Below are 23,480 nucleotides of genomic sequence, written 5' to 3' on the forward strand. Positions count from 1 at the left end.
TATCTTTTTTGATTTTCTGAGCCTTGTCCATAATTAAAGTTATTAAAACATTGACTTAGATTATAGCATTTTTTTCAGAAATTGGTTTCCACGTCTCAAATGTAAATGCTATAGCAGTAGGAAGTCTCTGGTTTTGGGGAACGCCGGAACTGCGGAACAGTTTAGTGATCACATTTTGACATAGATTTTAATAAACTGACAAATTACTTAAAATAATTTAAACTTTTTTCCAGAAAAATTGTTAAAAACTTGACATAAATACTAATTTACCCATCTTTGAATGATAATAATTAGGCGTGGGGAATGAGAAAAAATGAATGTATGAGGAGAGACAAGATTTGAGAAGAAAGTAATTAATATTTCCTTGATCAATAGGTGCGATAAAGATAGCTATGTAGGTCAAAAAATAGGCAAAGTTTACCACGATTATCAAGAAGAAAACGAAGAAGTGATCGGCAATACTTGGCAGGAATCCTATCAATTTACCATAGAAGCTTAATAGTTGACTAATCGCAGAAAGCCCCGCGCGAGCGTAAATTTTCCCGCAATTCCTCGGTCATACCCACGTTATCGGCAAACTTTGCCCCCTTCACTTTTGCCCCGCTAAAATTCGCTTGAGTGATGTTGACTTCAACTAAATTAGCCCCTTCTAAATTGGAGCCAATTAAATTAGCTAAAGCCAAACTAGAACGGTAAAAATCAGCATAACTTAAATCGGCATTAGCTAATAAGGCTCCGCTTAAATCCGCTCCCCTAAAACTAGCATAACTGCCATTAATTTCACTTAAATCAGCATCGGTTAAATTGGCCCCCCGCAGATTCGCTTGATAGAGATTGGCCATGCCTAAAGATATACCACTTAATTCCGCTGCTAGGAGATTTGCCCCAGTAAAATCCGTTAGGGGATCGAGTTCAGCTAATTGGACTAATTCCAGAAAATCATCACTAACAGAAGCATAAACTGCCTCGATTTGTGCTGGCAATTTCTCTAAATTTTCTGATGCTGCCGCTTTCGGTTCAACTAGAACAGTATCTAATTCTACCTGGGATGAACCCCAAGAAATACGACTCAAAAAAACATCAAATTGATTTTCCATCAGGAAAAATGCTAACTTTCGCTCTAAAATACTATGTTTATTGGGACTTATATCGTGTTTCCATAATCCCGATGTTTCCGTGATACAGATATCGGCAGCTGTCAGCGAAAATTGCACCGTCAGATGATAAGGTTCTTCCTCGACACTCACGGTTCCTAGGTTAATCCTTTCGATCGCTCCTGTAAATATTGACTGAGGACTTTTGAAGGATAACCGCCATTGATGATTATTAATACGATTTATGTATAACTCTTGACTAGAAAGAGGATTTGGTGTCAGGTGACAATTAACTAAAACAAAATCTAATTTTCCTCCTTTCAGTCCCCATTTAATTTCCCCGCCGAGGAGAGATTGAATTTGAGCTTGTAGGTGTAAAGTTAAATATAAATCAAATTTTTGCGAGTCGGTGGCTACTGGTTCTAGGGTTAACGATACACTATCGGGATAGCGATCGAAGGCAGCTAAAAGACGCATAATCCAAAAAAGAAAAGCTAAAATAAACAGTAAAAAAGTGGTGATTCTCTGGCCCTAAAGCTGAGAACTCACCCCTATTTAAAACAATAGCTGATTTTCTCGATCCTCGATGAACCTTTATTCGGCGATCGCTGAATGATTGCTTCTGAAAATCAAGGTTAAATTAGTTGACTTTCTCTTTTTTGCCGATATTGCCGTCTGCATTAAAAAACATCGGCAAAAAGCGTTCCATAAACATTTGTGGATCACGATTCCAGGCTTTTTGCGCCGCTTCTACCCGGAATAATTGCAATTTCGGGTCGAGAAGGGATTGGGGTAAACGTTCCATCAGATATTGAGGACGTTCCCAAAGCGGCATAGTGGCGGCGATTTCCATTAAATGACCGACGCGGCGCAATTCTGCCCCCAGGGTGATATCCATACCCGATTCATAGGCGGCCTGTTCGATCGCTGAGTATTTGGCCTTAGCTTTTTCGACTTTTTGCCGATGTTCGGGGCTTTTTTGGGCAATTTTGGCTAACCAACGATTACCCCAACGCACATGGCCCGCTTCTTCGGGAAAGATTTTGGCGATCGTTTCCTGAATTTTCAGATTTTCTGGGGTTTGTTCCCCTTCTTTGAGAGCATAAATATGGGCGGCAAAGTATTCGCATCCCCGTTTTTCGGTGACGTTAATTGCCGCTAGGGCCGCAATCAGTCCATCTTCCCTTTGTTCTTCGCCTTGGAATTGATCTTGATCGAGAAGACGTTCAAATTCATCGATATAGGACAACCCCGGCGGTTTCCCCACATCGGCCCCCAATTCGATCAATAAATCGGTTAACCAGTAGGCATGGCGGGCCTCATCGGCAACGTGGTGGGAAAGATCCTGTATCAGTTCTTGCGGTTGTCCGTCTAAGGTTTCGATCAGTTCGGTGAGGTCTTTACAGCTACGTTGTTCGTTGTAGCGGTAGCGGTTGAGGGTGACAAGATGAATTTCGCGATCGCTAATGACCCGCTTCATGATGTCGCGAGCGCTCATCGTCTTCTTGAATTTACGAGGGTAAGCAACGGTCATGAGTTTGTATAGTTTTGTAAAGGTCTTCCCGTATTCTAACCCCTAAGAATTGAGGAAGTGTTTAAGGCTTGAGGTTTGCATCATTTTGTCAACGGCCAGTAATTCGAGTTTTGTAAGAGATCTTATGAACAGAATTAACAATATTGTTTTGGTTCACGGTTTTTGGGCCGATGGTTCTAGTTATAATCAGATAACTGCCCAGTTATTAGCCGAAGGATACGCAGCGATCACAGTGCAAAATCCTCTCACTTCTCTAGCCGATGACCTAGCTGCGCCGAATTGGTATATTGTCTCTAGTCAAGATCAAGCCGTCCCCCCAGAATTACAGTTTAATTTGGCCGAGAGAATGGGAGCAAAGACAGTGGTTTTGGCATCCGGTCACGTCCCTACTATTTCCCATGCTTCAGAGGTTTTAGAGGTGATTAGAGAAGCCTCGAATAGGGGATAAGTAAATCGCCATTTTCTCCTTAAACAATACCCGACCGCAGGGCAATTACGGCCGCTTGTACTCGGTCATCCACGGCTAATTTATTCATAATTCCCCGCACATGGGTTTTAATCGTATTGGTACTTAAATAAAGTTGTTCGGCGATTTCAGCGTTACTTTTGCCCTCGACAATTAACTTTAAAACCTCCATTTCTCGCTCCGATAAAAGTGCTAGATTGGCATTAGGTTGCACTGCCGGCGGTTTGAGATTATCCATGACTAAACGAGCAATTTGGGGGTCTAAATAGGTGGCCCCGTCCTTGGCCGCTTCAATGGCGGCCAAAAGGCGATCGAGACTCGCTCCCTTGATACAATAGGCATCAGCACCACTAGCCAGCGCCGCGATCACTTCCTGTTGCAGAGTGTGGGAAGTGAGCATGACCACATGAACATTAGCTAAACCCTCCTTAATCTGTTTAGTTGCCGCAATGCCATCGAGACGGGGTAAACCGATGTCCATGACCACTAAATCTGGCCGTAGGGATAGGGCTAATTGTACCCCCGCTAGACCATCACTAGCTTGACCGACAATCTCAAAATCCGGCTGTTCACTAAGTGCCTGTTCTAAACCTAACTGCATTAAAGGATCGTCTTCAACAATTAAAATCCGCATGATCTTTGATTCCTAACGGGAAAATGTACGGTTTTCACCCATCTGCATGAGGCAGAACTACTCCTAGTTTAGGCAATCTGGAGATAGATTAACAGTGATTCAGTGACCAGTGATTCAGTGACCAGTGATCAGTAAACAGTAAACAGTCATCAGTCATCAGTGAAAAGACAGTGGGAAACTACTATTTGATACTGCTCGCTTAATACATACTGCTCACTTAGAACTCAAATCTGATAACTGATAACTGATAACTGATAACTGATAACTGATAACTGATAACTGAAAATGCTACGGATTTCATCAGATCGGTCTAAAATTGTGCTTGTTGCCCTAGTTTATCTGGGTGTTGGTTGGCTAGGCTATCTCTGCTTAAATTTAGGGTTGCGACCTTCCCCGATTTGGATGAGTGCTGGTATTGGCTTAACTGCCGTTTTTTTAGGGGGAAAAAGGCTAGTTTTAGGCGTTTTTATCGGTGATTTGCTTCTTACCTTCTTTTTAGGGGCCAGTTGGCCCATAGCTCTATTTTCAGCACTCGGCAGCAGTTTATCGGCCCTGTTAGGGGCGCAATTCTTGCATTATCTGAGATTTTCCGCCACTTTACAGCGCATTCGCGATATCCTTTTACTGGTATTTTTAGCGGCCTTATTGGCCTCGGCAGTTAATGCCACTATCGATACTTTTGCCCGTAGTTGGCTAAATACTTGGGATTGGCGACAATTTGGACAGTCTTGGGGCATTATCTGGCTCGGAGATAGTACGGGAATATTAATGACCACGCCGCTGCTGTTGCGTTTTTTCTTCAATCATCACTCCCTGCGAGAACCACGGCAACCCCAACGCCTTGGCGAGGCCTTACTTTGTCTGAGTTTGCTAACGGTGGTGACTTCCGTGGTTTTTGGTGATCAACCAAATTTTCTTAACCCCGATTGGAGTATGGTGCAGTACCTCGAATATCTGCCTTTTCCCTTTGTGGTTTGGGCCGCCATGCGTTTTCAGACTTGGGGAGCGGTAATAGCGAATTTTTTAGTATCTATTTTAGCTTTGATGGGATTAGCTGGGGGAATCAGCCCTTTTATCCTACAGGCTCCCGATTATACCAGAGGTGTCCTGATCTTACAAATCTTTTTAGTCATTGTCATGTCAACTTCTCTGTTTTTATCGGCGGCGATTACCGAAAGACAACAGATCGATCGAGCTTTAAATGAAACTTTAGAACGAGAACATTTTTTAACACAAGTTGCTTTAAAAGTCCATCAATCTTTAGATATAGATCAGGTTTTAAACACCATTGTTGAGGAAATCAGAAATTTGCTCGATGCCGATCAAGTCTATATCGGTCACTGTCAAGAAGGGGGTTGGTCCAAGGTCATCGCTGAGTCCCGTCGTCCCGAGATTCCCTCGCTGATGGGTTGGTTTCCTGAACCAGAATTACTGGAAGAATTGGGACAATTATTTTCTTTAGATAAGTTAATTATTGCTGATAATACCGCTAAGGTGCAAACTCTGCCCACTCTCAAGGGTTATTACGAATACCTGCAAGTTAAATCTTCTTTAGTTTTACCTCTAACGGTTAATAATCAACATTTAGGTGCTTTAGTTGTCCATCAATATTCCCATCCCCGTCATTGGCAAAAAAGCGAGGTCAAATTATTAGAACAGTTAGCCACCCAAGTTTGTATCGCTATCGGCCAAGCGCAACTATATCAGAGGGTGCAAAGCTTGAATAATAATTTAGAACAGGAAGTGGCAGCCAGAACCCTGGAACTGCGGGAAAAAGTCCGGGAAATTCAGCGTTTATACGAAATGAAAACGGTTTTTTTACAGGCAGTATCCCACGATCTCCGCACTTCGATTATGGGATTAATGATGTTATTAAAAAATTTACAGTGTCGGCAAACGGAAAAAGTAACTATCTCGCGAGCAATGCTCGATCAGGTGGTGCGTAGTTGCGATCGACAATTAACTTTAATTAATGCTTTATCAGAAAATCATTTTGCTGAAGAACGGCCTTTAATCTTGCATCGTCAACCTCTATCTTTAAAAGAACAGGTGAAAATTTGGCTCAAAGATTGGCAAAAAGATTTTGATTTATACCAAGCTACTTTTATTAATCTTCTCCCCGATAACTTACCCGCTATTGATGCCGATCCTTGTCAGCTAAGAAGTGTTTTTGAACAATTATTAAATAATGCCTTAAAACATAATCCTCCACCGATTCAATTAGCTTTAGATGCTCGTATTGAACAGGATATGCTCTACTGCACTTTAAGCGATAATGGTATTGGCATGGACGAAGAACAATGTCAACATCTTTTCCATTTATATGTAAGAAATCTTCATAATCAACACCTAACGGGAATCGGTTTAGGTTCCTACCAATGTCGGCAAATTATCGAGGCTCACTCTGGCAGAATTGGGGTAAAAAGCACCCCCCGGGTTGGCTCACAGTTTTGGTTTACTTTACCCCTTGCCCATCAAAATTATCGAGTAATTAAGCAGGAGTTAGTCAACAGTAATCAGTGATTTTTAACGAGAGCGAGATGATTATGCTTATCGCTCTTCTGGAACTCTGGGGGATATAGAATGAAGATATATAACCTGAAATCAAGAGGTGGTAGATGGTTAAGCCACTCCCAGCCCAGCCAAAGGTTAAATTCAAGGCTTTTAACTCCGATATTCCGCACATCTTCATACTAAATCCTGTTATTAAAAAGTCAGTCAATTCTAGGGGAGAAATCAGCCTATTCCCTGACTTCCCCCAGAATTATCGTGGACAAAGCTCTAATCCTTAAAATCTTTTTAAAGGATAAATGCCCGGCGGCAGCCAAAATCCTTCTGTGTAGCCATTCTCCCATTGTATATAAACATGATCGAAGAAATCGAGGTTTTCAGCATGAAGGTCTTTAATTTGCCATTTAGGCCCGTTTATTCCAGTTTCGTGTTTGCCCTGTTGATCATCCCAATAATTCTCTGGGTTGGGAAATTGAGTCCGTTTTGCTCCATCTTTGGTGATGTAATAAATGTGATCCGATTGATCCTGATTATTTCGAGGCCATCTTGCTCCAATTGCCCCACGAGGTGCTAGGTAATCTTTTTTCAGAAAGTAGAGAAAACCGAGACGACGCAGTTTTTTCTCAACGCCTGTAACTCGAATATTCTCAGTTGAAAAGGGATCTTTAAACAGGGCTTTGACAGTGGCTAATCCTAACTTTTCAGCCAGATATTTCATCACACAGGAGACAGAATAAGCACAGGGTGCATGATGAATACCGTATTGATCTTTGTTTTGTTCAACTAATTCGTTTAGTTTCTTATGACCTTCCTCCGTTGCTTCCATAAAGGTTGTTTTGGACTGAAGAATGGGCAGTATTCCTTGTTCAAATAACCGGCATCCTTCGGCATCAGTTAACCTGTGATCTGTCGGCAGAGACTGGGTGTGTTGGAGGTTTTTGTAAGCATCTAAAACCAGACCCCCATAAATAGTTTTAGTATAATCTGAGGAATCTGCCACATAAATTATAATGCTGGTTTCTTCTTCATGATTAGCTTGATCATAGCCAAAGGCAGTAATTTTGCGCTTCCCAGGATTCGTGAATCCTGAATAAGTAATCGACCAAGAACCGTCTGCTTTAACCTGATTATTGCCTAGGGAATATTTGTCATCTGCTTTGAGTTCTACAGTGACTATTCCAGAATTTACTTTGCCTGTAAAAGTAACAGGTTTTAGACATTCAAAGCGAGCATCGTTGATGGGACTAATAATTTGTAAGGAAGTCATGGCATTTCTCCTATGGGATTGTTGAAAAATTTACTGTTAGACGAATTGATCGCCCAATGAAGGATTAAAAGCGATCGCTTCCAGATCGGTACGATAGATACCAACTTTATGAATTTCCTCTGGTAATCTTGGCCAGATGTGGATTTCACTCTCAAAAGTGCGCCAAAATTGCGGGGTAATTCGGAAGACTCGGTTATTAACACTGGAAAGTCCTGCAAAATGTTCTTGCATTCTGACATTAACGTGCCGATTTAAGACCTCAAAGACTTTTTTGACCGTAGCAGGATTATCATATCCGTCGTAATGATTGAAAGTGATTCCTGTTTGATTTTTTAGCTGATTACAGAAGCTTTTAGGTTCTTCGAGTCGTTGAACTTCTTTATAGCCATTAGCAAAAACATCATGAGCAATGGCTTCTAAATAAAGTTGTCTTTGAGCGGCAGGATTTTTAGCGTAGAAAAGAATTTTTGCCACCGCCAAAGTTGAGCCAACACAATTGCCAAATGTTCCCCAACTACCGAAGGCCAATAAATCATCATAAGGTAACACAGAAGTGGCATTCCAAGCCCCATTAAAAAGTCGGCCATCAATGATAACTAATTTAGCACGTTGCTCGGAAGAATAGTTCTTATATTGAGCCAGAAAATGCTCATCTAACTTCGCTTGTTCCCTGTCGTCTTTCTGATAATCATTAATACTACCATTTTGACGACGAGTTAAAATAGCTACCTCGAAATCCCAGTCAGTTTCTGATTCTTCTAACCCAACTGCTGGTAATTTTTCAGTCACAAGTTCTTCCGGTGGTCGTCGCCCGTCGTACCACATTTCAGTCTCCTTATTAGAGATGCAGACACGCACTTTAGTTTTAGGAAGAGTTTGAGCGATTCCCATTGCTACTAATTCATCTGCTCCCCAAGTAATTGGCTGTTTGAGAGCCGAGAGATTATACTTATCCAGAAGATTGTATAATCTTGTTTGCATTGTTTCTCGCACATCTTTGGATGAATGTTTTTGAGAATCTCCCATCGCACAAACGACAGCTGAGATTTTTCGATTCATCGACTGTAATAGACGGATAGATTGTTCGAGTCTCCACAACTCTTTGTCGTGTCTTTCTTTTGCCCAATCTGGATAAGGAGTTGCATCTGGTTGAGGAGGACCGACACCAACAAAAGATTGGACAATAACCGCTTTTTCAAATTGAGAAATAGTGGGGAGATAATCTTCGGGATATTGTAGCAATCGTTCTGCAATAATGAACGCTGTATCCTTGACCCGAAGTAGTGTAATCATTTGTCTAACTAAAGAATCTGTTTGTCTTCTCGGACTAAGAACGTACACAGGACAAATTCTTTCTGAACGGTTGTCTTGTCCATTAGGGGGAATCCCCACTCCATCTCCATCTTGTTCTGTTGGTCGATGATACACCTTAAATTGAGACTGCTTAATGTCTTGTAATATCTTGGCCACAGGGTCATTACTTTTAATTTCGACATGGGGAATATAAGCGAACCATTTCGCTATCTCATTAACAGGGGTTGTTAATTCTAATTCCCAGTGATTATTGTCCGCAGATTTGTAATCATTAATCTCAATTTTATCTCCTGCTGTCAAGGAAAATTTTTGAGTAAGATCAGTAATTTGACTGCTATCTAGGGTAGATTGTTTGATAACAGTATTGACTAGAGCTTTCAGTTTTTGAGTAGTCATCATTTTTTCTCCTTTTGGCAATATGAGAGGATTATCTAAGTTTTAAAACTAGCAAAATTTGAGGACATAACCCTAATTAGGGACAGTAAATTGCATAAACTTGGCAGGTATTGCACACTGATTTCCAGAATCCCCACTATTGCCATCAATCAAAATATAGGCTGTTCCATCAACGATCGCTAATCCTTCTGATGACTGGGGTAATTCTCGAAGGATTTCAGGTTTAAGAATCGTATTGGGTTTGAGATCCTCAGCCGATAGTTTCCAAAAAACGAAATTATCTTGACCATCTTTCGGACCGCCAGCAATTCCCCAAATCTGGTTATTATCAAAGGTAATTTCTCTGATTCCCCGTCCCCCTAAATCTAGAAGTGTTGCACCATCGAATTGATAGTTATCCAGATTAGCCATTGATAGTAAAACAGCATAATTCTTAGCGTCTAATGTGACAACGGGAGAACGTAAGCCAATCCAAACCTTGAATTTTTCGAGGGATAAAGGCTCAGGAATGGCTACTGCTCCTTCCGCATTAAAAGCATTGGCTTGTTCACACGCCACTTTATCTCCTAATGATTGATTAGCCTTGGTTTCCGCCTCATCAATAGCACGACTCACGGCACTGATAATCTTGTTAGAATTCACATCTAGACCTTGAAAGAGAACTTTAGAATCGATTTGAGGACTTTGGATCAGTTCACCAATAATTTTTAATTGATTTCCCGACAATTGAGCCTGTACAAACCGTTGTCTATTTGCTTTGATCTCACATTTATTGTTACGACTGTGAGAACCGAAGAGAAGAACTTTATTATCATCTAATTTTGCGATCGCTTCAATGTCACTTATTTTTTTCTCTAAGGCTAACTGACTTTGACGAGTTGAGTCTAATTGCTTAGAACTCACAGAATAGAGAAAGAGAGCGTCTTTTTGTTCATTATCTGCTACTAAAAGGCAATTTCCTTCTGATTCTGGACAGGTTACTTTTACGACAGCAGATGGTTCACAGACAGGATATTTTCCCAGTGTTGATACATTGTCAGCCTTAATATGAGCCATCGGGAAAAGCCAACCGAGAAGAAGAGCCAAACTAAGTGCTGATAATAGCTTGAAAAGGTGGGTAATTTTCATAGAAACAGTCCTTAAATTATGAAACACTCGATCGGGGGAAGCTTAATTCAGGAAAATAGTAATAACTCCCCCCATATTTATGTTGACAATTTTAGGTCAATGCGGTGTAAATTTCCTCCGATATTTCGGTATCTTTATAGTATTCAAAGTTAATTTCTTGGACTGTTTCTGTCATGGTGAATAGAACATCTTCAATCTCACGAATCAAGGTTTCTAAATTCGTTTTTTGGATTAATTCCTCAGCAATAACATGACCGAGAAGTGCCATCACTTTAATCGTCACAGGTAAGACATATTCATAGGTATCTTTGAATCCCGTCATTAATTCCTGATCAAATCGTTCTTCGTCCCAGTGGGAATATGCTGTTCCTGGACCATAATCGGTTTCAACAAACATATATTGTAGTTCGGGAATCTTCTTGATTGTTTCGGGTTTAAAAGCACCCGTATTTTGATAAAACAAATTCATCCATTGATCCCAACCAAATCCTAATGTATGTCCAATTTCGTGAATAATTGTGCCAGCAATACCATAATTAGTAAACGTTCCAAGATACTTAGTATTAAACTCAATCTTGCCATAGACGGTATTGCCTTGTTGATAAGGTTTATAGGCTCTAGCAATCACAGAACCAGGACTATAAAATGTTCCTAGTCGGATCACAATATTAGACTGAGGAATGACAAAACGATTCCAAAAGTTACAGGCTAATTTAGCGGTTGCTTTCAGCTTCCCATTGTCATCGTTTAAGATTTGGTAAGTAATCACCGTGCTTCGGTTAATATTTGGGCGAATGATATTGACATGAGGACTATAAGCAAACCAGATGACTGAACCATTGACAGGGGAAGATAAAAGCAATTTCCAATGATTATGATCCACCCTGTCATACTGTTGAATCTCAAGTTTCGATCCAGCTAATAAAGTAAATTTTTGTCTTGGATCGGTTATCTGTGTACTATCAATGGGGTATTTTTTAATGACAGTATTTACCAATGCTTCGATAGCTTGAGTCGTCATAAACTTTTCTTCTCCATTGCCAATAAAATCATTTGAGCGCACAATAGTATAAGGTTTATCGGGATAAAAATTGTGGTCTTTATCCATCTCTCCCCGCACATAAGGAGCAAGGGGTGCAACAGCTTCTATGTCACGATGAAAGGCCAGAGTTTCTAATTCAACCCATCCACAATTGCTATTTACTCCTTCAGGTTTAGAGATAGCTGTACCAAGAATTTCAGAGACGGGAAAAAAAGGTTTTTCTCCACCGATTATTCCTTTGATATAAGCTCCTTTAGGGATGCGTGCTACCATGTCTCCATGAAGGCTTAAATCATCGAGTTCTAGCCATCCAGGGATGCCTTGGTTGGGATTGAGTTCTTCAGGGATTGATATCATAATTAAGTCCTCAAATAAGTGATCATAATTATTAAAACTAGGAGGGGATTAGATTGATTTTGCCCTACCTAACAAAAAGTTTAAGTTTCTTTGACTTCTGCGTATTCGTCAAAGACAAAATGAACATCTCGATCGCCTTGACTTTTATCTGGCCATTTCAGCCAATAGTGTCGTTCTTCACGGCGAAAATCTAATACAGGATATTCTCCCAAATCGATATCTATCAAAGTTTCTGGCGGTAAGTCAGATGACTGTAAAGTAGAGGGTTTAAGAATGGTTTTTTGGGTAACTTTTAAGATACCGGGTTGAGATTCTGATGTATCTTGAGCATCCCCAATTAAACCGACTTTAATCGCATCTGCCATTTTTTCAGCATCAAAGAGATTCAGATCCGCCTGAGAATCAACAAAACAACATTCAATTAAAATGGCTGGCATTGAGGTATGTTTAAGGACAAAGAATTGAGCATTTTTGACTCCTCGGTTTTTAAAGCCAAGCTTAACGATTTCAGTGAGAACCGATTGAGCGATCGCTTTTCCTATATTACTGAGGGCAAAAATCTCTGTTCCAATTGGCTTATCTGTACGAAAAGCTTTACCATCAGCTTTATTAAAGTGAATGGAAACAAAGATATCTACTTGATTGACGTTAGCTTTATTGACGCGTTTTCGGAGAGATTCTCCCTCTGCTGCTGTGCTAGGAGTGCAATTAATCACGCTGTGACCTGCCGCAGATAATTTCTTGATTAACCGAGTTCCTACATCTTTCGCCAAGTCATCTTCCTTTTTAAATCCCACTGCGCCGGTATCCCAAGGGGGGCAATTGTGTCCTATATCAATGCCAAATTTCATAATCAGACTCCTTATTTTAAGTTAGATGTAAGGGGCTCAAGTTAAGTCAATGCCGACAATATTTTATCTGTGATTGCTTAACTTGACGTGAATTTTTGGACAAGGAACTAAGCAATTGAACACCAACGGACAATGGTGTAACCAATCACACCGGGATCACCGTTGCTGTTTAAATCAGCCCAGAATCTGGTGTATTCATTAGGAGGCATAGTCTGACATCCAGCACTGAAAGGATTCGTTTCTCCACCTTGATGAAATAACATCGTTGTTCCAGCAGAAGCACGAGGTTCATTAGGTTGAAATAGGCCATCGTGACTGGTATCTCGTTCCGCCATGGCTGATGCGGTAGGACACAATACTTTACCCAAGGTGGCACTTGTTCCTGTTTTATATTCGTAATATCCTTCGGGTAAACGTCCTAAATCCAGTCGTCCATCACCATTTGCATCAACCCCCATTCTGTTGCGATCAGCCAATGGATTATTACTATCTTCATACTGAGATGAGGGTTCCGTGTTAGAGGCGTATTTACGAGCGTGTTTCCCCGCGCCATCTGTCCAGATCATGTAAGTAATATCATCGTAACAACCATGCCAATCATTGACTTTTGTACTGGTTTCCTTCCGGAAAGAGATTAAGTTGCGTTTACGCAATGTTCCGCCATTATGGGTGATAATCTCGGCACAATAATCGTATTGCTCACTTTCCGATAGATTAGAAGCAGGAGGGTTGATTCCCGAACCCATCAGGCGATCAGAGGTTAAACTTTCTAGAACCCAACCGGAACAAGGTGAACTAATACGAAGCCATCTCGCACCTTGACTATCCAAACCAGCATCTACGACAGTTAAAGCCGTGTTATTGTCTAATTGACCCACTTTTTCATAGGTAGTTCCAGGTCCAGAGCGCACATTTAAGGGAGGATTGGCATCAGCAGCAAAGACTCGATGCAGCGAGGAAGTTAAAGAAGTAAAGACATAACCTTCCACAGGTTTATCAATGCGGAGCCAATTGTCATCCGTCCCTATCACGTTTAAGGGTGTGCCATTAGTCAGTTCTGTCACCACTGAAAAGTTTGTTCCTGCTCCTGAACGGACTTTTAAGGGCGGATTTGGGTCATTGACAAACACGCAATAGGAAGATTTTGTCAAGTCACGATGAACATAACCTTCAATCGGTTTACTAATTTTCAGCCAATTGCCCTCTTCACCTACAACCGTTAATCGTGTCCCGTTATCTAAACGCCCCACAGGATCATAATTACTTCCTGCACCTTTCCGCACATTTAAAGGCGGATTGGCATCACAGACAAAGACGAATTTTTCGGACTGAGGTGGATTAACGATGGGTGGTTGACTTCCTAAATATTCCTTAACTCCCGCACAAATTTTCTCAACAATTTGCTGATAACCGCCATCTCTCAACCAAGTTGCATCTTCATCATTGTCAATGAAGCAACTTTCAAGCAATATGGTGGGCATAGTACAATCATGGGTACAATTCCAGACACGACTATACCAGTCATGGACAAAAGGCGTTCCAGCGTATTCATAACCCCGTCCTTGTAAAGGCAGTCCTCGGAAGTGTTTATCGATGATTTTGATAAATTTCTCAAATTCTGGACTCCGATTCACATAGAATAACCACCAACCTTTTGCCTGTCGGTTACAAGCATTATGATGCAGACACAAACAAACATTTGCACCACTGTCATTAGCTCGTTGTTGCAAGGTGGAAAGGGAAGCTAATTCATTTTCTTGACGACAGATAATCACTTGATAATTGCCCGCCGCTTCTAAACGGGCCTTAACTTCAACTGCTTCTTTCCAGTTGTAGTCTTTTTCCCGTAAATTTAGCGTATGGTTGACTGCCCCTGAATCTGTCCCTCCATGTCCTGGCATAATAGCAACTTTGAAAATCCGTGATGGAGGAGGTTGTTCTCCACCATATTCATCTAGTAAGCTTTGAGCTTCAGGGAAAACATTTTTGACCTTACTGACATAGTTTGGGTCGGTGGCATAGCCTTTTTCCCAAATATATTGTAAATAGCCTTCCGGATCATTATCGTATTCTTCCCATCCCTGATAGGGGGAGTTCGGACGACCGATAAACCGCCAATATCCCATTGCAGCCTGTTCTGCGGTTTTCCAATGACACCAATAACAACCATTGGGTTCGCTAGGGGTAACTAACCAAATTTGATGGGTGATTTTTTCGGTGTAATTGTCGTCAATTTTATCTCGCCATTTGAGTCCACCGGGGTTTCCCGCTTCTTGAAAAAGTTTACTCGTACCTCGTGCAGATTCAACGATTGCTTGTGCTAATTGAACAACCCGTAATTTGCGATACCGAGTGGGAATTTGTTCGGTGGTAGCAACGGCACGCACATAATCAGTCCATGAGAACATCATAATCATTTCCTCCTATTATTAAACAGTTTCCAAATACTAAAAGTTAGGGAATGCCAATTAATTGATTACTGCTCAAAATTCTTGAGATTTTCCTTTAAGTAAGCCAAGAGAATCTCTAGACGTTTTGCTTCCGCTTCAGTGAGGTGATCGCCCTTTTGTTTTAACTCAAAATACCGCTTAGTAGAACTAGCTAAACGAATAGTTTTACCCAATTCTTCTAAGGCATTGAAGTAGGGAATCACGGTATTAGAAGGGGTTAAAGGATAGTTAGTAGTTCTGTGGTAAGCTTCCAATACTTCAGTAGCTAAGTTTTTCTCGATTTGGCTGGGGGCTAAAGTAATCCCTTTTTTGATGTTAACTACAATATAAGGACTCACGGGTTTATTATTAGTTGAAGTCACAATCCCATTCGATCCCATTTTCAAGGTTTCTATCTCAACGGGTTCAAAGAAAAAGGCATAAGCTCCTGTTTGTAAGGGAGCTTCTCCAATCACAGGTCTTTGCTCAACGTTAGCAGGATAAAGACCAAAAGTTGATGTTTTTACTTGGGGTTGAAATCTAGCTTCAACAACAGTTGCTAGAATATTATTAATGCCCTGTAAGGCTGTACTTCCCACTGTTGTATAAGGTATTAAACTAGGAAAAGCCGCCCCTACAGTTCCTACAACTTGCTGCAATGACTTGGTAACTTGTTCTAAGGTAGAACGTCCTAATCCTTGACAAAAACTACTAAACGATAAATACAATCGCTGAGATTTTTCATCTTTTTGAAAGTCTTCAATGACAGCAACATTTTCAGCCCAAATGTCTGTTACATCTAAAGTCATTCCAGAGATGTGATTAAGATAGTGAACCTTTAAAATAGGGGTTTCTTGATCTCCTAATCCTATCTGACTGACAAGAGCGAAATAGTTATTATCCCACTGTCCTGCTAAATAATCACCTTTGTATTTAGTGTATAGTTGCAGTGAAATTGTATTGATCGAGATAGTAAAATCCTCCGCAGGAGCAATTAAAGCATCATTGTCCTTGATATAGGGATCAAGTAATTTTCCCGGTTCGTGAAGAGGAACTCTACCAATAGTTGTCGTGGTCATTTGATATTCTCCTGATGGCATCAATAATGCAGGTAATACATCTAAGCAATTACTGTTGTCCCGGTGATTAAATCTTTAAACTTTGCCGCAACCTGATTTTCCCAAGCCTGAAAAATCAGATCATCTTCAAATAATTTTTGAGGATTAATGGTAGAATTAGGATTGATCAGAACTCCGATATCTCGGTATTCAGGTTGCTCATCTAAAGCGTAAGCTGCTAACTCACTACAAATCCATTTATCAGGACAGTTGAGAGCTTCAGACAGTAATTTTTTGATTTTTTGACGTGATAAAAGACTGAGTATCTGACCGGGTAAACTTCCAGAAAAGGCATGAGCTAGGATTAGTTTATAGTCATATTTTTTACCTACTTCTGGTTTGAGAATCTCAACAATACGCTCTGCAATCTCATCAGTTAAATCTTTGGGTTTGCGGAAGAAAATTTGGCAATTAGAAGGTTCAAAATAGGGATACAAAGGATTTTCTTCTACCATATTCGTGCCAGCATTCGCTTCAATACAGGTATTTTCACCCGTAACGATGAGAGCGTGAGTAGCATAAATATTGCTCATTTTATCCCACTTAGTAAAATAAGCAATTCCTCGACCAACTGGATTTGTTCCGTCATAGGTAAAACCGATGTAACCCTTGTTATAGTTAACTCCGTAAACAGGGTTCAAGGTGACAATTTCAAGTCTGGCTTTTTGTTGTAGTTGAGTAGTCATTTTTTTGCCTCTCAGAACGTAACAAAGGAAGTTCTAACTCTGTTCGGAAGTGATATAGATGAGTTAGATAGCTGGCGTGACTAGGTAAAATTAGTTGCGGTATTTATACTTAACACTCTAGATTATTTATCAGAACTTGCTGCCCCAAAGACGGCAAATTAACATATTTCTTTAGGTTTCTGTATATAAGTTTACAGAATATTGTTCGGCTATTTATTAATAAAAAAAGTTGAGTTTGATTGAAAACCATCCTAACACCTAAGCTCGCCAATCTGAACTTTAGCCGATTCTCGATCGCAATTTTAGCCCACCCTAGCACTGCGCTCTTTTCCCAGGAGGATTTTTACCAAGAAAAATGATCTGTCTGCCTGAGAACAGGCTATAGTGATCATCAAACCCTCAGTGAAAAACTTCCCGTGTCTTCAGTATTCCGCCTTCCTCCCTATTTTTCTCCCGCTCTGCAGCGTCGAGTCATGAAAACTCTCGCCGCAAAAAAAACCCGTCAATTCTTGACATGGGCGGCAGCTTGTGCTAGTTTTTTGATCCTCTGGGCGTGGAATTGGCAGTTAGTTTTGGCCACTTTAACCGGGGTGGGGGCGATGATCGGAGTTTACCATCTCCAGGGTCAAAACTGGCCATCGCTGTGGCTGTGGGGGCGTGCTTTTTTCAGCGCCGATAGCGGTAAGTTAACTTTAGCGGTAGTCTGTGGCGGTTTAGGCAGTTTAGCCACCTATCTCGCTGTGGCAATTTGGACCTATGCCGAAAATCGCTGGTTGGCCCTGGCCTCAATTTTGCAAGGATTTGGCACGGTTTTGACCTTAATCCTACTAGGATGGCATTTTCTCGACCATCGCGGTCAAAATGAGTCCAAAAACTTTGATCGCTGGTTAGAAAAATTAACAGTCAATGATCCCTTAATGCGCTTAATGGCAGTCCGACGTTTAAGTGAAATGCAACTTTCCCCCAGTCGTCGAGAACAATGCCAAGAATACTTCCGCTATCTTCTCTCACGAGAAACCGATGCACAAGTGCGATCGGCTTTACTCGATAATTTTGCCGGCCAAGAAACAATCAAACCGCAACCTTTACAAATACCCCTACAGGTGAAAAAATCCCTCTTTAAATATGATTAAAAAGCTCTCTGCTATTAGCAATCAGCCCCCAACTAAAGCTGACTGCTAGAGGCTGAAGACGATATTTTTTTACACCAAAGTTAACTGGCGATCCTCGATATTTTGGAACATCAGCGTACTCAGATAACGTTCTCCAAAACTAGGCTGAATCACCACAATTAATTTACCCTCATTTTCCGGTCGTTGGGCCAGTTGAATTGCGGCACAAAGATTGGCACCGGAAGAAATCCCCGAAAGTAACCCTTCCTCTTTTGCCAGACGACGACCAAATTGAAAAGCTTCCTCATCACTGACAGTAATTACCTCATCAATCAGATCTGTGCGTAAAACTTCCGGAATAAAACCCGCACCGATACCTTGAATTTTATGAGGACCGGGATTACCCCCAGAAATCACCGGACTATTGAAAGGTTCCACCGCAACCACTTGAAAACTAGGTTTACGCGATTTAATCACTTCAGCGACTCCCGTAATCGTGCCTCCAGTACCCACACCTGCAACAATAAAATCTACCTGTCCCTCCGTATCTTGCCAAATTTCCTCAGCAGTGGTGAGACGGTGAATTTCTGGGTTGGAAGGGTTGCGAAATTGTTGCAACATATAAGCGCCGGGGATACTATCAACGATTTCCTGAGCGCGTAAAATTGCCCCTTTCATGCCTTGGGAACCGGGGGTAAGTTCTAGGGTAGCACCGTAGGCTTTTAACATCGCCCGGCGCTCTAAACTCATCGTTTCCGGCATAGTTAAAATCAAGCGATAACCCTTAGCTGCCGCAGTCATCGCTAGGGCAATTCCCGTATTGCCAGAGGTGGGTTCCACTAAAACCGTGGTTTCTGGATTGATTAAACCCGCTTTTTCGGCACTATTAATCATGTGAGTGCCAATGCGGTCTTTGACGGAAGCAGCGGGATTCATCCCTTCTAATTTCATCACAATTCGGCCAAGACAGCCCTCCGCCTGGGGAATCCGATTCAATTGTACTAAAGGAGTGCGGCCAACCAATTCGGTGACATCGTGAGCGATACGCATGATATTTTCTCTGTCTGGGTGATTCGTGTGCTTATTTATAGCGGTAAGCTCTCAGCTTTAGCGTTTGAGAATTTCCTCACTAGCCAAGGAGGCGCTATATAGCTCACTTATAGCAAAGGCCAGCCCTAGATCGGTAAAATTTCCATTTTCCTTTGTTTCTTTCGTCAGTCCGAGTTGATTCCCAGAGACAGGCACAACTACCATGACCGATAAGATTGCTTTTTTCCAAAAGCTTATACTTGTACTAAAATAACTATGGATAGTTTACTAAAGTCAGAATTACGGTCATGACCATTAAATCTAATCTAGCCCTATTGAAAGAACAACATATAGAAATCAAGGGCTATTTGAGCGATAGGTTAAAAGCACGTCATCTAGAATGGATTGTAGAACATCTTGATGATCCTGTAGCGGCGGAATTGTTCCAGATTATCATACAAGAACGAAATGAGAGAGCCAAAGTTAATTCAAATCAGTCCTTGCAAATATCCAGACACGAGGGCAAAATTGAACAGTTAGGAAAAAGTAATCAGAATTTATACAACCAGAATGTTGAGCTTAAACAAGAAGTCAGTTATTGGCAAGAAAAAGTTAATGAATTGCTACAAAAGTTAGAGCAGTTACGTCAAGATTTATTAGATTTTGATCAATCTGAGATTTATCGTTTAGGTCAATGGTTAAAGGCTAGTCTATCTAAAACTGGCCAGGAACGTCAACAGGCTTTACTAGAAAAGGAATTAGTTCATAAAGACAGTTATAATCTAGCGGTGAGCGATCTAAAAAATACTATTCAGCAACAACAGGATGGGATTACACAAATAAAAGAGCGAGCCATCTCTACAGTTGAATCTCTGGAAAAAACTAATGATAAACTACGAAGACAACTGGGGGATATTAAAAAATATATTATTAATAACTATGGCGATAAAAAGTGGCAAGAAATCACTCGTTACTTTGCAGATGACCAGGAACTGAAGCAATGAAGTTACTAGAAGAAATAAACTATCGCCAATGGCAAAAAAGAAATAGTGAACTATTTCATGGCCTTTCCCTAGAGCAACAAAGACAAGCGAGAAAAAAGGGCTATTATAATAGCGGCTGGGGGAAGGTTAAAAGCTCTTGGGAGCTTCTTCAGGATTTTAAAAATAATACTTATAAAGTTGTCAGTTTATTTGAGCATGAATTAAATAAGGGAAATCTTGTCAAAGCCATTGATTTAGCCATTATTGAGTCTGAAAAAGCTAAAAAAATATCTGAGGAAGGAAAACAAGAGTTAGAAAAAATCTCGAAAAATTTGCATGAAATAGCAGATAAAGCCTTGGCTAAATATCCTTTATTATGATTATTATGTACTGCCATGAATAAAATATCAAAATCAAAGTTGTCTCAATTATATAGCTCCGATGAAATTGCAGAAATCTGGAATGCTAATCAACATCTAGCAGTTATCGAACATCCCCAAAAAGGATTAATTAGCCCGAATCAATATCGAATAATGGCCAAAGAAAAACCCTGTCCTTTTTGTGGCAAAAAGATGAAACATGGCGAAGAATTTAAAACTTCTTCCCAGTCAGAAGCTATCAAAAGGGGTTACGAATATAATAATTCTCAAGGGGAAAAAGTTATTAATCAAATCAATCAGATATTTTTTCATCCCAATTATGTCACTATCGATCATATAATTAATAAAGCCCGCTGTCCCGAAAAAATGTTTGATTTTGATAATTTACAACTGGTATGCTGGCAGTGTAACCAAGCAAAAAGTGATGATAATGCCTATGAACTTCGTCACACTTATGAGTATTTATCTAGTCTAGTCGATCAAACAGCAATTCGTTATCCTCTTCTGGAAAAGACCAATGACTTAGCCAAGTTTAACAAACTTTTTAATAAACCTTAATTAACTTTATAATCTGAGCAAATAGCCTTCAAATTTAATCGAAAACCCATAGTAAAATTCCACTATAATTGAATTGAGCTAATCTGAGTCAAAATCAATAACTTGTTTGCTTTTGCCTCATGTCTAAAAGAGACAATTGACACCTATCATTACGTCGCACTTTAGCAAAGGAGAATTTAAAGTCAGGCTAAATTTTTGTAAAAGTTTCTTGACTATTATGACAAAAGATGCTAGGTTTTCAGATAATTTTCAGTAGTTTTTGATGAAATCATCACAAATTACTGGCAAGTTTAATAGACCTCTTGTAAAAATCAAAAATTGTTGTTGGGGTTAGGAGCCAGTAGTCAGTAGTCAGTAGTCAGGAGAATTAAGAATGAATAATAATTAATTAAATGGTCTATTTACAGATTTTATGCAATTTAATCCTTATTTTTGCCGTTTTTGAACCCTTAAAAATTAATTATGCAAGAGGTTTAATTATGAAAAAAGGTTGAGCGCCGATGGTCAAACCCGAAACCTAGCTGCTAACAACCGAAAAAGTTGGGTTAGTATGAGGGGAGATACCCTCTGAGGAGTTGCACTAATTATATGGACATCAAATTAATCTTGTTGGCATTAACGGCTGTATTCACCGTCTCTTGTCTCTTTTTCGGCACCCGCAACGGTTTTTACGATAGCGATAACTACGATGGCAATGGTTCCGCTCACTAACCAGTCATCATAATCAGGGTTGCCATGGTTCAACGCTCTACTGCCGTCTGGGGGTCAAAATCCCTTTTATCCTGTTTACCTTTTGGTGTCGGTCACGCGTCGGAAGGGGTTTGTCTCCTACTGAAAATCGGTCCCTATCGCATACTTTTAGATTGCGGTTTGGCCGATATGCAACCCCTGACCCAAAACAAAAAACCACCCGTGGATCTGGTGTTCTGTAGTCATGCCCACAGCGATCACATCCGTGGGTTAATGGCTCTCCATCAGACCTATCCCCAATTGCCAGTTTATGCCAGTGAGGTGACAGTACAACTGCTGCCCCTACAATGGCCCGATTCTGCCGAGGAAATCGGCAGTTTCTGTCAGGGTTGGCCATGGCGATCGCCGATCGCTCTCTTTGATGATCTCACCGTCGAGATTTTTCCGGCCGGCCACCTACCCGGGGCCGCCGTGGTTCTCTTCACCTACAAAACCCCCAAACGCACCTATAAGGTCCTCTATACCGGCGATTTTTCCCTGTCTAATTTTCAACTGGTGGAAGGATTATCGATCGATCTGCTGCGGGGAATATCCCCCGATGTGCTGATTATTGAAGGCAGTTACGGCACAGAACGCCATCCCCACCGACGACAGCAGGAAAAACAGTTGATGAATCGCATCTATCATGCGATCGCTGAGGGGCAAAATGTCTTACTACCCGTCCCCGCTTTGGGATTGGGTCAAGAAATTTTAAAATTACTGCGGTCGCACCACCAATTCACGGGCCGCGACATTGATATCTGGGTTGGGGGCAAGATCGCTAAAGCTTGCGATGCCTACCTAGAAATCTTACCACAATTTCCCGCATCTGTCCAGAATTTTGCCAAACATCAGCCCTTATTTTGGGATGAGCGCATCTGTCCCCGGTTGCGAAGGTTGCCAGAAAAACCGACACCTCTAGGGGGAACCACTCCGATAATTTTACTAATCGATCGCCTAGAGGAGGTGAGTAAATATCTGCAAGGGGATAAACCTTGGTTAATGTTAGCTCCCCAACACCTGCACGATATCAACCTGGAGAATCCCCGATTAAAAGCGGCACAGCGTTCGGGATTAATTAGCCAAGAAACCTATCTACTGGCCGAACATAGCGATAGTCGCAACACCACCCAACTGATCCATAACCTGCGACCACAGCATATCATGTTCGTCCATGGCTCGCCCCTATATCTAGCGGATTTGACCAGTTTAGAAGAATTACAAAGCCGTTATCAACTCCATTCTCCGGCCGTGGGAACCCTGGTAGAATTGCCTATTGGCGATCGCTTTATGCAACCGACACCCCCGGCCCCCAGTCACTATGAGGGAGAATTAAATGAATCGGATTCGATCATCACTATCACCTTACCAGAGTCGATCACCCGGGATCCCCGGTGGAGTAATTTCGCCGATACGGGACTGGTGGAAGCTCGCTGGCAAGGGGAAGAATTATTATTGCGGGGAGTCTCCCAACGGGAATTATTAAGCGAGAGTCCTAATCGCATCACCAAAGCTTTAGAGGAGATGGATTGCTGTCGTGTCTGTGTCCACTACAAAAGTCAGCGCTGTTGGAATCCCGCTTCTCCCCTCTACGGTTTTAAAGTGGTTGCCGAAGGCTATTGTCCCGTTTTTGAGGCCAATATATGATTAGGGTCTGCCTCCATACAGAAATACTAAAAAATTAAATTTTAACTCAGGCTCTGTAAGACTTTTAGCCATAGCTAGTATATTCCTAGGGGGAAGTTCAGAAATAAAAGCATGAAAACTGACACGATTTTTTATCAACTCTTTCAATCATTCCCCTCTATCTTCTTTGAATTAATTCAACTCCCTATCAGCGAAGCCAATAACTACCGCTTTGA

At 41.1% G+C, this 23,480-nt stretch carries 23 protein-coding genes; 10 read left to right on the top strand and 13 right to left on the bottom strand.

Features of this window, described 5'->3' with window-relative positions:
- Nucleotides 1-364: 364 nt before the first annotated feature.
- Nucleotides 365-499 carry a hypothetical protein gene (locus LW728_RS13760; protein WP_287670324.1) on the top strand — a complete coding sequence of 45 codons (135 nt, stop codon included), beginning with the start codon at nucleotides 365-367 and terminating at the stop codon, nucleotides 497-499.
- 7 nt (nucleotides 500-506) lie between these two features.
- Here LW728_RS13760 and LW728_RS13765 read toward each other — a convergent pair whose 3' ends face one another.
- Together LW728_RS13765 and LW728_RS13770 are read right to left on the bottom strand one after the other, a co-directional pair.
- The gene (locus LW728_RS13765; protein ID WP_287766992.1) at nucleotides 507-1,571 is read right to left on the bottom strand and encodes a pentapeptide repeat-containing protein; all 1,065 of its coding nucleotides are present in this window, start codon (nucleotides 1,569-1,571) and stop codon (nucleotides 507-509) included.
- Nucleotides 1,572-1,734: 163 nt separating this feature from the next.
- Entirely contained in the window at nucleotides 1,735-2,628 is an 894-nt protein-coding gene (locus LW728_RS13770; protein WP_287670328.1) for a ferritin-like domain-containing protein, read from the bottom strand.
- A gap of 124 nt (nucleotides 2,629-2,752) precedes the next feature.
- On the opposite strand from LW728_RS13770, the gene LW728_RS13775 reads away from it, so the two are divergent.
- The gene (locus LW728_RS13775; RefSeq protein WP_287766994.1) at nucleotides 2,753-3,076 is read left to right on the top strand and encodes an alpha/beta fold hydrolase; all 324 of its coding nucleotides are present in this window, start codon (nucleotides 2,753-2,755) and stop codon (nucleotides 3,074-3,076) included.
- Nucleotides 3,077-3,095: 19 nt separating this feature from the next.
- Here the strand turns inward: LW728_RS13775 and LW728_RS13780 are convergent, their stop codons facing one another.
- Nucleotides 3,096-3,728: a response regulator gene (locus LW728_RS13780; RefSeq protein ID WP_002800895.1), complete on the bottom strand. Its 633-nt coding sequence runs from the start codon at nucleotides 3,726-3,728 to the stop codon at nucleotides 3,096-3,098.
- A 285-nt stretch (nucleotides 3,729-4,013) separates the two neighbouring features.
- Between LW728_RS13780 and LW728_RS13785 the strand changes: the two genes are divergently transcribed.
- On the top strand, nucleotides 4,014-6,251 hold the full coding sequence (locus LW728_RS13785) for a sensor histidine kinase (RefSeq protein WP_287766996.1): 2,238 nt from the start codon (nucleotides 4,014-4,016) through the stop codon (nucleotides 6,249-6,251).
- A gap of 265 nt (nucleotides 6,252-6,516) precedes the next feature.
- Here the strand turns inward: LW728_RS13785 and LW728_RS13790 are convergent, their stop codons facing one another.
- The 8 genes from LW728_RS13790 to LW728_RS13825 all read right to left on the bottom strand — a co-directional run bounded on the left by LW728_RS13790 (nucleotide 6,517) and on the right by LW728_RS13825 (nucleotide 16,827).
- Nucleotides 6,517-7,506, bottom strand: coding sequence for a hypothetical protein (locus LW728_RS13790; protein WP_287766998.1), 990 nt, complete (start codon nucleotides 7,504-7,506; stop codon nucleotides 6,517-6,519).
- 36 nt (nucleotides 7,507-7,542) lie between these two features.
- Entirely contained in the window at nucleotides 7,543-9,216 is a 1,674-nt protein-coding gene (locus tag LW728_RS13795) for a DUF4127 family protein (RefSeq protein WP_287668102.1), read from the bottom strand.
- Nucleotides 9,217-9,288: 72 nt separating this feature from the next.
- A complete protein-coding gene (locus LW728_RS13800) occupies nucleotides 9,289-10,344 on the bottom strand; it encodes a hypothetical protein (RefSeq protein ID WP_287767000.1) in 1,056 nt (351 codons plus the stop codon).
- 91 nt (nucleotides 10,345-10,435) lie between these two features.
- Nucleotides 10,436-11,743: a leishmanolysin-related zinc metalloendopeptidase gene (locus tag LW728_RS13805; RefSeq protein ID WP_287767002.1), complete on the bottom strand. Its 1,308-nt coding sequence runs from the start codon at nucleotides 11,741-11,743 to the stop codon at nucleotides 10,436-10,438.
- A gap of 80 nt (nucleotides 11,744-11,823) precedes the next feature.
- A complete protein-coding gene (locus tag LW728_RS13810; protein ID WP_287767004.1) occupies nucleotides 11,824-12,594 on the bottom strand; it encodes an N-acetylmuramoyl-L-alanine amidase in 771 nt (256 codons plus the stop codon).
- 107 nt (nucleotides 12,595-12,701) lie between these two features.
- Entirely contained in the window at nucleotides 12,702-15,005 is a 2,304-nt protein-coding gene (locus LW728_RS13815; RefSeq protein ID WP_287767006.1) for an SH3 domain-containing protein, read from the bottom strand.
- Between the two features lie 65 nt (nucleotides 15,006-15,070).
- On the bottom strand, nucleotides 15,071-16,102 hold the full coding sequence (locus LW728_RS13820; protein ID WP_287767008.1) for a hypothetical protein: 1,032 nt from the start codon (nucleotides 16,100-16,102) through the stop codon (nucleotides 15,071-15,073).
- A gap of 41 nt (nucleotides 16,103-16,143) precedes the next feature.
- Nucleotides 16,144-16,827: a hypothetical protein gene (locus LW728_RS13825; protein ID WP_287668092.1), complete on the bottom strand. Its 684-nt coding sequence runs from the start codon at nucleotides 16,825-16,827 to the stop codon at nucleotides 16,144-16,146.
- Nucleotides 16,828-17,243: 416 nt separating this feature from the next.
- Between LW728_RS13825 and LW728_RS13830 the strand changes: the two genes are divergently transcribed.
- Entirely contained in the window at nucleotides 17,244-17,960 is a 717-nt protein-coding gene (locus tag LW728_RS13830; protein WP_043997704.1) for a hypothetical protein, read from the top strand.
- Between the two features lie 69 nt (nucleotides 17,961-18,029).
- Here the strand turns inward: LW728_RS13830 and cysK are convergent, their stop codons facing one another.
- Both cysK and LW728_RS13840 read right to left on the bottom strand, forming a co-directional pair.
- Nucleotides 18,030-18,989 carry a cysteine synthase A gene (gene cysK / locus LW728_RS13835; protein WP_002800887.1) on the bottom strand — a complete coding sequence of 320 codons (960 nt, stop codon included), beginning with the start codon at nucleotides 18,987-18,989 and terminating at the stop codon, nucleotides 18,030-18,032.
- A 57-nt stretch (nucleotides 18,990-19,046) separates the two neighbouring features.
- The gene (locus LW728_RS13840; RefSeq protein WP_216628723.1) at nucleotides 19,047-19,193 is read right to left on the bottom strand and encodes a hypothetical protein; all 147 of its coding nucleotides are present in this window, start codon (nucleotides 19,191-19,193) and stop codon (nucleotides 19,047-19,049) included.
- An 83-nt stretch (nucleotides 19,194-19,276) separates the two neighbouring features.
- Between LW728_RS13840 and LW728_RS13845 the strand changes: the two genes are divergently transcribed.
- The 6 genes from LW728_RS13845 to LW728_RS13870 form a co-directional block, all read left to right on the top strand.
- The gene (locus LW728_RS13845) at nucleotides 19,277-19,972 is read left to right on the top strand and encodes a hypothetical protein (protein ID WP_002800886.1); all 696 of its coding nucleotides are present in this window, start codon (nucleotides 19,277-19,279) and stop codon (nucleotides 19,970-19,972) included.
- Nucleotides 19,969-20,331, top strand: a complete 363-nt coding sequence (locus LW728_RS13850) for a hypothetical protein (RefSeq protein WP_287668089.1) — start codon at nucleotides 19,969-19,971, stop codon at nucleotides 20,329-20,331. The genes LW728_RS13845 and LW728_RS13850 overlap by 4 nt, the downstream gene beginning before the upstream one ends.
- 15 nt (nucleotides 20,332-20,346) lie before the next feature.
- Nucleotides 20,347-20,889, top strand: a complete 543-nt coding sequence (locus tag LW728_RS13855) for an HNH endonuclease (RefSeq protein ID WP_287767010.1) — start codon at nucleotides 20,347-20,349, stop codon at nucleotides 20,887-20,889.
- Nucleotides 20,890-21,477: 588 nt separating this feature from the next.
- Nucleotides 21,478-21,600, top strand: coding sequence for a DUF8629 family protein (locus tag LW728_RS13860; protein ID WP_002737208.1), 123 nt, complete (start codon nucleotides 21,478-21,480; stop codon nucleotides 21,598-21,600).
- 24 nt (nucleotides 21,601-21,624) lie between these two features.
- Nucleotides 21,625-23,265, top strand: coding sequence for an MBL fold metallo-hydrolase (locus tag LW728_RS13865; protein ID WP_046661219.1), 1,641 nt, complete (start codon nucleotides 21,625-21,627; stop codon nucleotides 23,263-23,265).
- Nucleotides 23,266-23,376: 111 nt separating this feature from the next.
- Nucleotides 23,377-23,480: DUF2887 domain-containing protein (locus LW728_RS13870; protein WP_287767012.1), on the top strand; the 104-nt coding region annotated here is incomplete at its 3' end.

It is taken from the genome of Microcystis sp. 49638_E5, assembly GCF_021300285.1.
Lineage (GTDB): Bacteria > Cyanobacteriota > Cyanobacteriia > Cyanobacteriales > Microcystaceae > Microcystis > Microcystis aeruginosa_C.

Excerpts from the sequence above, each read along its gene's own strand:
- LW728_RS13855 (WP_287767010.1), top strand. The coding sequence starts at position 20,347 with ATGAATAAAATATCAAAATCAAAGTTGTCTCAATTATATAGCTCCGAT.
- LW728_RS13775 (WP_287766994.1), top strand. The coding sequence starts at position 2,753 with ATGAACAGAATTAACAATATTGTTTTGGTTCACGGTTTTTGGGCCGAT.
- LW728_RS13810 (WP_287767004.1), bottom strand. The coding sequence starts at position 12,594 with ATGAAATTTGGCATTGATATAGGACACAATTGCCCCCCTTGGGATACC.
- LW728_RS13780 (WP_002800895.1), bottom strand. The coding sequence starts at position 3,728 with ATGCGGATTTTAATTGTTGAAGACGATCCTTTAATGCAGTTAGGTTTA.
- LW728_RS13820 (WP_287767008.1), bottom strand. The coding sequence starts at position 16,102 with ATGACCACGACAACTATTGGTAGAGTTCCTCTTCACGAACCGGGAAAA.
- LW728_RS13765 (WP_287766992.1), bottom strand. The coding sequence starts at position 1,571 with ATGCGTCTTTTAGCTGCCTTCGATCGCTATCCCGATAGTGTATCGTTA.
- LW728_RS13770 (WP_287670328.1), bottom strand. The coding sequence starts at position 2,628 with ATGACCGTTGCTTACCCTCGTAAATTCAAGAAGACGATGAGCGCTCGC.
- LW728_RS13815 (WP_287767006.1), bottom strand. The coding sequence starts at position 15,005 with ATGATGTTCTCATGGACTGATTATGTGCGTGCCGTTGCTACCACCGAA.
- LW728_RS13800 (WP_287767000.1), bottom strand. The coding sequence starts at position 10,344 with ATGAAAATTACCCACCTTTTCAAGCTATTATCAGCACTTAGTTTGGCT.
- LW728_RS13840 (WP_216628723.1), bottom strand. The coding sequence starts at position 19,193 with ATGGTAGTTGTGCCTGTCTCTGGGAATCAACTCGGACTGACGAAAGAA.
- cysK (WP_002800887.1), bottom strand. The coding sequence starts at position 18,989 with ATGCGTATCGCTCACGATGTCACCGAATTGGTTGGCCGCACTCCTTTA.
- LW728_RS13790 (WP_287766998.1), bottom strand. The coding sequence starts at position 7,506 with ATGACTTCCTTACAAATTATTAGTCCCATCAACGATGCTCGCTTTGAA.
- LW728_RS13845 (WP_002800886.1), top strand. The coding sequence starts at position 19,277 with ATGACCATTAAATCTAATCTAGCCCTATTGAAAGAACAACATATAGAA.
- LW728_RS13825 (WP_287668092.1), bottom strand. The coding sequence starts at position 16,827 with ATGACTACTCAACTACAACAAAAAGCCAGACTTGAAATTGTCACCTTG.
- LW728_RS13795 (WP_287668102.1), bottom strand. The coding sequence starts at position 9,216 with ATGACTACTCAAAAACTGAAAGCTCTAGTCAATACTGTTATCAAACAA.
- LW728_RS13785 (WP_287766996.1), top strand. The coding sequence starts at position 4,014 with ATGCTACGGATTTCATCAGATCGGTCTAAAATTGTGCTTGTTGCCCTA.
- LW728_RS13865 (WP_046661219.1), top strand. The coding sequence starts at position 21,625 with ATGGTTCAACGCTCTACTGCCGTCTGGGGGTCAAAATCCCTTTTATCC.
- LW728_RS13805 (WP_287767002.1), bottom strand. The coding sequence starts at position 11,743 with ATGATATCAATCCCTGAAGAACTCAATCCCAACCAAGGCATCCCTGGA.
- LW728_RS13860 (WP_002737208.1), top strand. The coding sequence starts at position 21,478 with ATGGACATCAAATTAATCTTGTTGGCATTAACGGCTGTATTCACCGTC.
- LW728_RS13850 (WP_287668089.1), top strand. The coding sequence starts at position 19,969 with ATGAAGTTACTAGAAGAAATAAACTATCGCCAATGGCAAAAAAGAAAT.